The 13034-nt window shown below is 35.2% G+C and carries 7 protein-coding genes; all 7 read left to right on the top strand.

Annotated elements, in window-relative coordinates; genetic code table 11:
• Positions 1–173 precede the first annotated feature (173 nt).
• The gene (locus NCC77_RS15220) at positions 174–2189 is read left to right on the top strand and encodes an aceric acid hydrolase (protein ID WP_250836348.1); all 2016 of its coding nucleotides are present in this window, start codon (positions 174–176) and stop codon (positions 2187–2189) included.
• Positions 2190–2390: 201 nt separating this feature from the next.
• Positions 2391–3377, top strand: a complete 987-nt coding sequence (locus NCC77_RS15215; protein WP_250836347.1) for a pectinesterase family protein — start codon at positions 2391–2393, stop codon at positions 3375–3377.
• A gap of 4 nt (positions 3378–3381) precedes the next feature.
• A complete protein-coding gene (locus NCC77_RS15210) occupies positions 3382–4164 on the top strand; it encodes a rhamnogalacturonan acetylesterase (protein WP_250836346.1) in 783 nt (260 codons plus the stop codon).
• Between the two features lie 668 nt (positions 4165–4832).
• Positions 4833–8225, top strand: coding sequence for a SusC/RagA family TonB-linked outer membrane protein (locus tag NCC77_RS15205; RefSeq protein WP_250836345.1), 3393 nt, complete (start codon positions 4833–4835; stop codon positions 8223–8225).
• Between the two features lie 18 nt (positions 8226–8243).
• Positions 8244–10220 carry a RagB/SusD family nutrient uptake outer membrane protein gene (locus tag NCC77_RS15200; protein WP_250836344.1) on the top strand — a complete coding sequence of 659 codons (1977 nt, stop codon included), beginning with the start codon at positions 8244–8246 and terminating at the stop codon, positions 10218–10220.
• Between the two features lie 102 nt (positions 10221–10322).
• Positions 10323–12035 carry a polysaccharide lyase gene (locus tag NCC77_RS15195; protein ID WP_250836343.1) on the top strand — a complete coding sequence of 571 codons (1713 nt, stop codon included), beginning with the start codon at positions 10323–10325 and terminating at the stop codon, positions 12033–12035.
• 281 nt (positions 12036–12316) lie between these two features.
• Positions 12317–13006 carry a DUF3826 domain-containing protein gene (locus NCC77_RS15190; RefSeq protein WP_250836342.1) on the top strand — a complete coding sequence of 230 codons (690 nt, stop codon included), beginning with the start codon at positions 12317–12319 and terminating at the stop codon, positions 13004–13006.
• Positions 13007–13034: the final 28 nt, after the last annotated feature.

The raw sequence follows: 13034 nt of genomic DNA, 5'->3' as shown, positions 1-13034 counted from the left end.
AATAAAATCAATAAATATCTGCTAAAATCTCCAAAATCTGCGTGAAAAAAAAATCAGATTAGGAGATTATAATAGATTAAAGAAAAAAATAATCTGCTAAAATCTGCTGAATCTGCGTGAAAAATTAAGCTCTCACAGATTTAGCAGATCGGGCAGATAAAATTAATATCAAAATGAAAAAGAATATCATCATCTCAAGTTTGTTTCTTTCAACCGTAATCTTTGCGCAGAACAAAGGTTTGGTTGCGAATTCAGAAAGTCCGTATTCTAAATTACAAAGCGTAGGCTTGCAAGATGTAAAATGGACAAACGGTTTCTGGAAAGAACAATTTGATGTAGAAACCAAAAATACTTTGCCTTACATGTGGGATTTGTATCATAATGAAACTTCGCATGCTTATAAAAACTTCGAAATTGCTGCAGGTTTAAGCAAAGGAACTTTCAAAGGACCTTCGTTTCATGATGGCGATTTCTACAAGATTTTTGAAGGAATGGCAGCAACGTATGCCGTAACAAAAGATAAAAAACTGGATGCCGAAATGGATAAAGCTATTGCGCTTTTCGCGAAAGTACAGCGCAAAGACGGTTATATCCATACGCCAGTTTTAATCGATGAACGCTGGGGAACTTTAGGCCCAGAAGAAGTAAAAAAACAATTGGGTTTTGAGAAATACAATATGGGACATTTAATGACTGCAGCTTGCATACATTATCGTGCCACAGGAAAAACAAACTTCCTGAATATTGCAAAAGGTGTTGCCGATTTCTTATATGATTTCTACAAAAAAGCTTCACCAGAATTGGCTCGAAATGCCATTTGTCCATCACATTATATGGGAATTGTCGAAATGTACAGAACGACTAAAAACCCGAAATACTTAGAATTAGCCAATAATCTAATTGACATTAGAGGAACTACAAATGACGGAACCGATGACAATCAGGATCGAATTCCGTTTAGACAGCAGACAACCGCAATGGGTCACGCTGTAAGAGCAAATTACCTTTACGCCGGAGTTGCTGATTTGTACGCCGAAACAGGAGAAAAGAAATTATTAGACAATTTAGAATCAATTTGGGATGATGTAACGTATCGTAAAATGTACATTACTGGAGGTTGCGGATCTTTGTACGATGGCGTTTCGCCAGACGGAACCTCTTATGATCCAACTGTAGTGCAGAAAATTCATCAGGCTTACGGAAGACCTTTTCAGTTACCAAATGCAACAGCTCATACCGAAACCTGCGCCAATATTGGAAATGTGTTATGGAACTGGAGAATGCTTCAAATTACCGGAGATGCTAAATATGCTGATATTGTGGAACTGGCATTGTATAACAGTGTACTTTCGGGAATGGATTTAGAAGGAGAAAAATTCCTGTATAATAATCCGCTGAATGTTTCTAATGATTTACCATTTCATCAGCGTTGGGGAAATGAGCGTGAAGGTTATATCGCCTTATCAAATTGCTGCGCTCCAAACGTAACGAGAACTGTTGCCGAAGTTGGAAATTATGCGTACAATATTTCGAAAGAAGGTTTGTATGTAAATTTATACGGAAGTAATCAATTGAAAACAAAATCTTTAAATGGAGAAGAAATCGAGATTGAACAGCAAACGAATTATCCTTGGGACGGAAAAATAACGTTGAAAATTGTAAAAGCACCCAAAGATTTACAGACTTTCTTTTTAAGAATTCCTGGCTGGAGTCAGAATGCGGAAGTTTCGGTAAATAATGCAAAGATTACTGATAAAATCGTTTCTGGAACTTATCTGAAATTAAATCAAAAATGGAAAAGAGGAGATGTGATAGAGTTGAATCTTCCAATGCCGGTAGAATTGATGGAAGCCAATCCGTTGGTGGAAGAAGTTAAAAATCAGGTAGCTGTAAAAAGAGGACCTTTAGTGTATTGTTTAGAATCAGATCAGCTTCCTGCTAAAATTAGTGTAAATGATGTGGCTTTGAATTTGAAATCAAATTTCGCAACAAATAATTTTACATTGAATAATAGAAATTTAGTAAGCATTGATGCCGAAGCTGTTATAAATTCGAATAATTCTTGGAATAAAACGTTGTACAAACCGCTTTCTTCTAAAGATGCAACAGTAGTTCCAGTAAAATTAATTCCTTATTTTGCGTGGGGAAATAAAGGAAAAGGAGAAATGACGGTTTGGATGTCGCATTAATTTTTGGACGCGGATGAAACGGATTGCCCTTGGCAAAACGCGGATTAAGGCGGATTTTAACCCAACAGTTTGTCATTCCGAGGAACGAGGAATCACACTCGAGAATCGACAAAAAATGGCGATTTAGATTGCGGAGTTTCTAGTGTGATCTTTCCTTCGTCAAGATGACAAAACAAGATGAACAAATAAATTGAAAGACATATGAAATACATTCTAGCTTTATTTTTAATTACAACACTTTCAATATCAGCCCAAACGCTCGATAACAAATTAGCATTAACCGTGGCTCAAGATGGATCAGGCGATTTTAAGACCATTCAGGAAGCGGTGAATAATGTAAAAGATAATTCGGAGAAACGTGTGGTAATTACTATAAAGCCAGGAAAGTATGTTGAGAAATTGGAAATTCCTGTTTCTAAAACGTTCATCACTTTAAAGGGGACGGATAGAAATAAGACGATTATTTCGTTTGATGATTATTCTGGGAAACCGCTTCGGGAACCAGATCCATCAGGTAAAAAAGAATTTGGAACAGGAACTTCATATTCTTTTATAATTAAAGGAAATGATTGTACGCTAGAAAACCTTACTGTCGAGAACACAGCAGGAAGAGTAGGGCAGGCAGTGGCACTTCATATTAAAGGCGATAGAATTATGGTAAAAAATTGCAATCTTTTAGCCAATCAGGATACGCTTTATTTGTCGGAAGGAAACACTCGAACTTATTTTGAAAACTGTTTTATCAATGGTACAACCGATTTTATTTTCGGCGCTGCAACGGCTTATTTTTATAAATGTACTATCGAAAGTTTAGTCAATTCCTATATTACAGCGGCTTCAACTCCGCAGGGGCAAGCTTACGGTTTTGTTTTTGTTGATTGTAAGCTTACCGCAAAAGACAAATCGGTAGATAAAGTATTTCTGGGAAGACCTTGGAGACCTTATGCCCAAACCGTTTTCATTAATACAGATTTAGGTTCGCACATTATTCCAGAAGGTTGGAATGCTTGGATTGATACTCGTTTTCCAGATAAAGATAAAACCGCTTATTATGCTGAATATGGAAGTAAAGGCTCGAGTGCAAAAGATTTGTCTTCACGTGTTTCTTGGTCGCATCAGTTAAAAAAAGAGGATGTACAGAAATATAATATAGATTTAGTTTTTAACGGATGGAATCCAAAAAAATAAACTCATGAAGAAATTTAGATTTTTTGCAATAACATTGTGCTCGGTTTTAATACTGAGCGCTTTTAGTTTTAAGTCGAAAGTAACAACCATTTATTTAATTGGAGATTCTACCGTTGCCGATTATTCGTTAGAAGAAAATTATCAAACTAAAAAGTTTCCGCAGGTTGGTTGGGGACAGGTTTTTCAGCCTTTTTTTCAAAAAGACAGTTTAAAATTGGTTTCTAATGTTTTAGGTTCTGCAAAAGAAGTAAAAGTAGATGACCGTGCAAAAGGTGGTAGAAGCACGAGGACTTTTTTTCAGGAAGGGCGCTGGGTTTCGGTTTACCAATCACTTCAAAAAGGAGATGTTGTCATGATGCAGTTTGGTCATAATGATGCTTCTGTAGAGAAAACGGAACGTTATGTAAATATTGAAGGTTACAAAGAGTTCCTTCGACTTTTTATTAATCAGACCAAAGAAAAAGGTGCAACACCCATTGTGCTTACTCCAGTTGCTCGAAATTACCCTTGGAAAGATGGAAAACTTTCAAATGTTCATGGGGACTATCCGCAAGCGGCTATTGAGGTTGCAAAGGAATTGAAGGTGAAATATATTGATCTGAATGAACTTTCGATGGATTTTTTCTCTTCAAAAGGCCAGGAATATGTCACTACGAATTACTTTATGAATTTTGAAGCGGGTAAGTTTCCTGCTTTTCCAGAGGGACAAAAAGACAATACACATTTCCAAACTCAGGGCGGAATTGAAGTTGCTCGATTGGTTTTTAATGCACTGAAGAAATTATAGGTTTATAAAAATAAGGTAAGCCCGCTAATGATTGGATTTAGCGGGCTTTTTTGTGCTTTCCATTCATCACAAAAATCAAAAAAAAAGCTATTTGCAATTTGTTGGTCAGAATTTACGTTTAAAAATATTTTTTTTTAGTAAAATAAATTAAGGATTTTTTTTGAGTATCCTGTTAGTGTCCTGTTAATGCTTTTGTAAGTTTTTTAATCTGAAATAAATATACTGAGAGTATTTATCTCTATCGTTTTCGTAAAAATTAGTATTTTCTAAGCTATTATCTATCAGCAGTGATAGTAATTAGTTTTGCAGAATATATACTATATGTTTATTTTTGATAACAATCTTATTGTTTTTTAGTCAAAATGAGTTTTTAAATTTTGTTATAAGCAAACATTTGTCTTAAATATTTGGGTTCGTCTATTTTTTCCATTCGTTTTTTATTAATATTGTTTTTTTTGAGTGTTTTTTTTTGAAATAACATGATTAAAACAGGATAGAGCAGGACGGTTCTAATGTGTCATCGTCATATTTTTGGAATATTAAAATAAATGTGTTTTAAACATTTAATAAAATTAATTTAAGATCCCATTAAGAAAAATTTTGTTAATAGAAGAGGCGCATTAAACATGACTAACTAACAATTAATAACCTAACCAAAAAAAACATTTATGAAACAAGCACTTATAAAAAGATGTAGTTTTCTTTTGTTTGCACTGATGAGTGTATTGAGTTATGCTCAAAATCAAGTTACAGTAACGGGAACCGTTACAGACAATTTAGGTGGACTATTACCTGGAGTTAACGTAACTGAAAAATCTACCAAAAATTCAGTGACAACAGATTACAATGGAAAGTATCAGATTAAAGTTAAAAGTGGAGGAACATTAGTATTTTCTTTCATCGGAATGAAAAAAATAGAAATTCCTCTTAATAATCGTTCTATTGTTAATGCAAAAATGGAAGACGATTTTAATCAATTAGAAAATATTGTTGTAGTTGGTTACGGTAGTCAGAAGAAAAAGGAACTTACTGGAGCGATTGCTACTATTAAGGCAGATGACTTAATGGATTTACCCGTAACCAATTTATCTGATGCATTAAAAGGATTAGTTCCTGGTGTTACTGTTACTAGCGGAACTGGTCGTCCTGGTGATGCAGGAAGTGTTCAAATTCGTCAAACTTTTAGTTTATCTAAAGATGGAGGTTTTAGTACACCTTTGATCATCATTGATGATATGATTCAGGTTGATCCAAGTAATGGTAAGCCTACATTAGAGCAATTCAACAGATTAGATCCTTCAGAGATTGAAAGTATTACGGTATTAAAAGATGGTTCTGCTGCAATTTACGGTTCGCGTGCTTCACAAGGAGCAATTGTTGTAAAAACAAAACGTGGTAAAGCTGGTAAAGCAAAGTTTTCATACAATAGCCAATTTGCAATAAATGATGCAGTTAGCCATAGTAAAGTATTGGATGCTTATGAATTTGGAGTTTTTAGCAACAGATTTTTTAAATCTAGAGTAGCAGCGCCTGCTGTTATTGACCCGGCTACTATCTATTCGGATGCCGAATTGGAGCAAATGAAAGGATTAAATTATAACTGGCTAAAAGAAGCTTGGAAACCAGCTATTCAGCAAAAACACTCTTTCAATGTGAGTGGAGGTACTGAAGATATTACCTATTTTGCAGGTGCAACTTATTTGACACAAGACGCAAACTTAGGAAATCAAAAATATGATAAATGGAACTTCCGTACAGGTATCAACGCGAAAATTGCTAAGAATTTAGATTTTTCTGCTTCTGTTTCTGGAAACGTTGGAACAGTTGATAAATCATTCACTAAAGCATCATCAAATATTAGTGATGGTAGTTATGCTTCTGCTGCTGGTGGAGAACAGGCAGATTATGGATTCTTGTTACATATGCCACAACACGTGCCTTGGGAAACAAATGTAGATGGTAAAAATTATTATGTTTCTCCATTTCCAAATTCAAACAAAAACTTCGGAAGCGCAAATGCAAACAATAATATTGCAGGATGGAACTATTTTGCCAATTTAAATAATGGTTCACATCAAGTTACAGATGATAATACATTCAATGTAAATGCTTCCTTAAACTATAAATTGGCTGCAGTTAAAGGATTATCTTTCAAAGTTACGTATTCAAGAAATCAAAGTTCAGCTTATACAGAGCAAATTCAATTGCCTTATGATTTAGTTAGAATTAGAGATTATCAACTTCAAGACAAACACTTAGCAAATGCTGCTAATCCTAGTTTTTATAATGCAACAACAAATCCAACAGGTAGTTATATTTTAGAGACGAATGTAAGAAACTCGAGAGTGTATTATAACAATACAGACGGTAAAAGTACTCAAGGAGATTTCATGATCAACTATGACAGAACTTTTGGAGATCATCAAATTGGTGCCATGGTAGGTGGTGAAGCTTCTGAAGTATACAATACATTTACACGTTTGGCTTATGAGCAAACAGGTAAAGATTATTTAGGAGATTATCGTACAGCTGGTACATTAAGCCTTTCTAATAGCCAGGCTACAAAAGTTGAAGGAGGAACGTTATCTTATTTTGGACGTTTAAATTATAGCTTTAAACAAAAATATTTATTCCAGTTTATTTTACGTAGTGATGCTTCGACAAAATTTGCACCAGAGAATTATTGGGGAACTTTCCCATCTGTTCAAGTGGGTTGGGTAATGTCTAAAGAAAATTGGTTTGAAAAAGGATTGCCTTGGGTTGACTTCTTTAAAATTCGTTACTCTATTGGTAAAACAGGAAAAGATAATATTCAGCCTTGGAGATGGGAGCAATATTATGATCTTATCGTAGACAAAGGTTTTCAGTTTGGACCTGGTACAGCAACGAGTGGTGGTGGATTTAATGGAAATGGTTTGACTCCTAGAGTAAATCCAAATAGAAATGTAACATGGGACACTACTATAAAAAACAACGTTGGAGTTGATATTAATTTGTTGAAAAACAGATTAAACTTTACTTATGATTTTTATTACGATAAAAATACAGATATGTTAACAGACATGAGCAGTGCTGTAGGTGTGCCAATTTCTGTAGGAGGAGCTTATGCTGAACAAAACTATGGTCAAATTGACGCATGGGGACATGAATTTTCTATTAACTGGAGCGATAAGATAAAAAGTAACATGAGTTACAATATTGGAATCAACTTTAGCTACAATAATAATGAAATCAAAAAATATCCAGATCAAGGAAATCTTGTTCCGTCAAGTAATACGACACGTGTAGGATATTCATCATTTAATCCAGTATGGGGATTTGCAGTTTGGAAAGGAACTTCGACAGGAGATGGTATTTTACGTACAGATGAAGATATTGCAAATTACTGGGCATATTTAACAGAACGTGCTACAGCAGTTGGAGGAGTGCCAAGATATTTTGATATCAACTCTGTTTCTGGAATGAGAAAAGGATCTTTGGCTTATCAAGATGTTGCTGGACAACTTAATCCAGATGGAACATTAGCACCAGCAGACGGACAAATCATGAAAGAGAATGATTATGTGAAATTGGCTAATAGCAGTAGAACTTACGGTTTTACAACCAATTTAGGTTTTAAATATGAAGGATTCTCTTTGAGAACTCAAATCGCAACTTCTTGGGGAGGAGCTAATTTTGTAGACTTAGTAAATCAAGGTACATCATCTGCAAACAATATGTGGTCTCGTGAGAGTTTCTGGAGAGATATGTATGATGCTGAGGATAATCCAAATGGTAAATATCCAAACGTAGCACAATGGACCTATATGTCTAGTCCATCAGATTTCTGGCAGCTAAACACTTTCCGTTGTTTTGTTAGAAACTTAAGTCTTAACTATGATATCCCTAAGAAAGTTTTTGCAGATACAAAAATTGCTGCTATAACGCTGGGAGTAACAGGTAATAATCTTTGGGATTTATACAATCCTTATCCAGATCATTATAGAAATATGTATGATAATTCTTCTGTAAATTATCCTACACTTAGAACTTGGTCGCTTAATTTTAACGTATCATTCTAATCAAAATTAAAAGAAACTATGAAAACACCATTTAAATATATAACACTATCACTATTGCTTGCTGTAGGTGCTGCTTCTTGTAGTGATGATTTTCTAAAGGATAAGAAAGGTTATGGCTTTTACGATGATACATTCTACCAAACCCAAGAGCGTGCACAAGCCTATGTAGACAATCAATATTATGATTTCTATAATGCTTATAAGTCGCCAACTGCTACAATTATTGGTTCTTATACAGATGCAAATTCAAGATTGACAGAAGAGTTAGGTGGAACACAAGATTTTATCAATCCAAACAAAACACTTATAAACTCGGCTGATGCAAGTGGTTATTATGGAGCTAAATTAGCAACTAGTATCAATAACCATCCTTACAACAGAATTAGAGAATGTAATGCCTTTTTAGAAGACATTGATGTAAAAGGTTCAAATTTGGATAAAACATTTCGTGACCAAGCAAAAGGACAGATGTATTACATGCGTGCCATGCAGTACTTTGATCTAATGCGTGTTTATGGAGGTGTTCCTATTGTAACAACTGTTCAAGATGCATCGGCTACTGATGCTTCAATTCAGTTGCCTAGAGCAAAAGTTTCTGAAGTTGTGGCACAAATCGTTAGCGATTTAGATATGGCCGCAAGTTTATTACCTAGTAACTGGGGAGCTGCAGCTTACGGACGTTTTACTAAAGGAGCTGCGATGGCTCAAAAGTCTAGAGTACTTTTAACATTTGCAAGCCCTTTATTTAATAAAAACTGGGACGGTTCAAACGAACGTTGGGAAGCGGCTTTGAAAGCTGGATTGGAAGCAGAAGCTCAATTGACTGCTGACGGTTATGGATTATATGGAAGCACTGCAAAACAATGGGAGCAAATGTTCTTGATTGATAACGCTTTCTGTTCAGAAGCAATCACAGTACAACTTTGCGGATTTGGTGTTACTTCTCAAGCAATTAATAACTCTTGGGAAAAAGGAATCCGTTTATTGAGTTTAGGTGGAACAGGTGGAGGAGTTGCTGCTCCAAAAGAAATGATTGATTTATTCCCAATGGCAAATGGTAGTAGACCAACTGCAGCAAATGGTTACAATGATTTTACTTTCTTCGTAAACAGAGATCCTAGATTTTACAGAACTTTTGCCTTCTCTGGTTCTAAATGGGGAAGCAAAGAAACTCCAAATAGCGTTCTTTGGGCTTACCGTTGGTTAGATGGTTCAAATAAAGCAGGGTTTTCAGATGGAAATACTGCAATATCAAGTCCAGCATTCGTAAGAAAAATGACGAATACTGCGGCTAGTAAAGAAACGAACTTCCAGTATTCTGGTACAGATATTTTTGAATACCGCTATGCTGAATTATTATTAAACATTGCAGAATGTTATGCCGCTTTAGGTCAAACTAGTAACACTATAGCTTATTTAGGAAGAATTAGAAATCGTGTTGGTATTCCTTCAGCAAACAATTACGGAATTGGAACCCTTTCTGATAAGTATCAAGCAATTGAAGCTGTTTTATATGAGCGTAGAGTAGAATTAGCTTACGAAGGAAAACGTTTTTGGGATGTTCAAAGATGGATGTTATATGATAATGAAGTATTGCCTGGAGTTACAGGAGGTACTGTAAGTAAATTAGGTTTAACACCAATTAACGGAACAAAACGTACTGGTAACTTTTTACAATATAGAGTTTCAACATCTTCAGCAACTACAGATCCTTTGGCTAGTGCTCGTGCAAATGTAGTAGCAGATCCAGATGCGGCAAATTTCCAAGCTCAATTAGCAACGTTGGCAACATTTTATAATACAAACTTTATCCGTACAGCATTAGTTACGCCTATGGATAACTTTAATGGAGCGCCGGTTAATATCAAATTTAATCCTAACTATTATATTAATGGTTTAAATAATACAGCTTTAACTGCAAATCCTTGGCTATTACAAACTATTGGTTGGAATGATAACTTTGGTGGACTAGGCACTTTCAATTATCAAGAATAGATTTTTATTTAAAAAACAGAAATATTACTAAGCTTTTCACCTGTATTCGTCAAAAGATACAGGTGATTTGTTTAAAAAGAATTACCACAACTACAAATTAACATGAAAAATTCCGCATTATTTATCGCATCATCTCTGCTTTTTTTAGGAAGTGCAAAATGTTTTGCTCAATATCCGAAGATAAGTCCAGAAGTTCAGGCTCAAGAAAAAGCAATTAAAGAAGAAGCTCAAAGACTTTCTGATGAAGCTTGGACAAAAGCTTTAGTAGTTATTGAAGAAGAAGCAAAACATGGAAAACCTTATATTCCGTGGGCAGCAAGACCAACAGATTTACCTCAGGCAGAAATTCCTGCTTTTCCAGGTGCTGAAGGTGGTGGAATGTACACATTTGGAGGACGTGGCGGAAAAGTTTATACGGTAACAAGTCTAGAGGACCGCGGACCAGGAACTTTACGTGAAGCTTGTGAACAAGGAGGAGCGAGAATAGTGGTATTTAACGTTGCTGGAATTATCAGATTAAAAAGTCCGTTGATTATTCGTGCACCTTACATTACAATTGCGGGACAAACAGCTCCTGGCGATGGTGTTTGTATTGCTGGAGAATCAACTTGGATAGATACGCATGACGTAATTATCAGACACGTACGTTTCCGTCGTGGAGAAACTTTTGTAGGCCGTCGTGATGATGCTATTGGAGGAAATCCTGTTGGAAACATCATGATCGATCACGTTTCTGCAACTTGGGGATTAGACGAAAACATGTCAATCTACAGACATATGTACAATCCAGGACCAGGTTATCCAGACATTAAAGTAGGAACGGTAAATATTACCATCCAAAACAGTTTATTCGGAGAAGCTTTGGATACTTACAATCACGCTTTCGGAAGTACTTTAGGTGGAGAAAATTGCTCTTTCATGAGAAATATGTGGGCTAACAATGCAGGAAGAAACCCTTCTATCGGTTGGAACGGAATTTTCAATTTTGTAAATAACGTAGTTTTCAACTGGTACAATAGATCTACAGATGGTGGAGATTATACTGCTAATTACAACATCATCAACAACTTCTACAAACCAGGACCTGTAACCGATTTAACGCAGCCAATCAGCTATAGAATCTTGAAACCAGAATCGGGAAGAAGTAAATTGCCTTATGTGGTTTTCGGAAGAGCTTACGTAAACGGAAATATTATTAACGGAAACGAAAAAGTGACTAAAGACAATTGGGACGGCGGTATTCAGCTTGAAAATAAAAAAGGCGAATTAATGGCTTACGATGAAGCAAAAGAATATTTTGCTAAAATGAAAACAGACAAACCTTTCCCAATGCCATGGTTCCGTCCATTCATGAAAGCAGATGAAGCATATGAATTTGTTCTTAAAAATGTTGGAGCAACTTTACCAATAAGAGATAAAGTAGACGAAAGAATCGTAAGAACTGTAAAAACTGGAGTTCCAGAATATGCAAAAGGATTAGAGAAAAAAGAATTCTACCAATTCGAACACAGACGTTTACCGATGGATTCTTATAAAAAAGGTATTATCACTGATATTTCTCAAGTTGGAGGATATCCAGAATACAAAGGAAAACCTTATGTAGATACTGACAAAGACGGAATGCCAGACGCATGGGAGAAAAAATACGGTTTAAACCCGAACGATCCATCTGATGCACAAGGAGATTTGAATGGAGACGGATACACTAATATTGAAGATTACATCAACGGTGTAAATCCTGCGATAAAAGTAGACTGGAAAGATTTGGCTAATAACAAAGAAACATTAGTTAGACCTTTATTAGATATAAAATAGGTACAATTTTTGAAAACATTCCTGTTTTTAAGAGGCAGGAATGTTTTCAAAAAAGAGCCTGAAAGGCTCAAAGCACTAAAATAGGACAACGTCCTATGTATAGAATAATGAAAGAAAAAAGCCCTGAAAGGGCGAAAGCAATTAAAGGAAATGGATAAAGACTTACGCCCTTTCAGGGCTATGGCTACATGATTTGTGAGTCATAGGATGTTATCCTATGGTGTTGCTTAAAGGCCGTTGGCCTTTTAATTGAGTTTGAAACTTCACTAAAAAGAAAAAGAATGGCACTAAATAGATTAAACGCTGGTTTATTATCCCTAGTTTTTGCATTTTCAAGTTTAAATGCACAACAGCATTTAGATCCTGAATATGTAAAAGTTACCAACGAAAGAGCTGCAAAAATCGTTACCAAATTAGATTTAAAAAACGAAGCTAAAGAAAAAGCAGTTTCAAACATCATCGCGCAACAATTCAGAGATTTGACTGAAATTCAGGATGGAAGAGATGCTGAAATCAAAAAAGTAAAAGAAGATACTTCTTTAGCAAAAGAAAAGCAAAACGAAAAGATTGATAAACTGAAAGCAAAAGCAGACGAATCAATTGCAAAACTGCATAAATCTTATATCAAAAAATTAAGCAAAGAATTGTCTGAAGATAAAATCACTGAAGTTAAAGATGGAATGACTTATGGTGTGCTTCCAATTACAGTAGCCGGTTACAATGATATGCTTCCAAACTTAACAGCAGAACAAAAAGACTACATCTATAAAGCTTTAGTGGAAGCCAGAGAACACGCAATGGATGCTGGTTCTTCTAAAGAAAAACACGGATGGTTTGGTAAATACAAAGGAAGAATCAACAACTATTTATCAAAACAAGGTTATGATTTAAACAAAGAAAGTGCCGATTGGCATAAACGTATTGAAGAAAGAGAGAAGAGTAAAACAAAAGATTCTACTGCAAAAGAATAATTTTCTCTTTTAAAATTTTCTATTACAA

It is taken from the genome of Flavobacterium tyrosinilyticum (assembly GCF_023656565.1).
GTDB classification, from domain to species: Bacteria; Bacteroidota; Bacteroidia; order Flavobacteriales; family Flavobacteriaceae; genus Flavobacterium; species Flavobacterium tyrosinilyticum.
Note: the sequence above shows the minus strand (reverse complement) of the source record. Positions and strands in the feature narration are given on the sequence as shown.

Excerpts from the sequence above, each read along its gene's own strand:
- NCC77_RS15210 (WP_250836346.1), top strand. The coding sequence starts at position 3,382 with ATGAAGAAATTTAGATTTTTTGCAATAACATTGTGCTCGGTTTTAATA.
- NCC77_RS15220 (WP_250836348.1), top strand. The coding sequence starts at position 174 with ATGAAAAAGAATATCATCATCTCAAGTTTGTTTCTTTCAACCGTAATC.
- NCC77_RS15200 (WP_250836344.1), top strand. The coding sequence starts at position 8,244 with ATGAAAACACCATTTAAATATATAACACTATCACTATTGCTTGCTGTA.
- NCC77_RS15195 (WP_250836343.1), top strand. The coding sequence starts at position 10,323 with ATGAAAAATTCCGCATTATTTATCGCATCATCTCTGCTTTTTTTAGGA.
- NCC77_RS15205 (WP_250836345.1), top strand. The coding sequence starts at position 4,833 with ATGAAACAAGCACTTATAAAAAGATGTAGTTTTCTTTTGTTTGCACTG.
- NCC77_RS15215 (WP_250836347.1), top strand. The coding sequence starts at position 2,391 with ATGAAATACATTCTAGCTTTATTTTTAATTACAACACTTTCAATATCA.
- NCC77_RS15190 (WP_250836342.1), top strand. The coding sequence starts at position 12,317 with ATGGCACTAAATAGATTAAACGCTGGTTTATTATCCCTAGTTTTTGCA.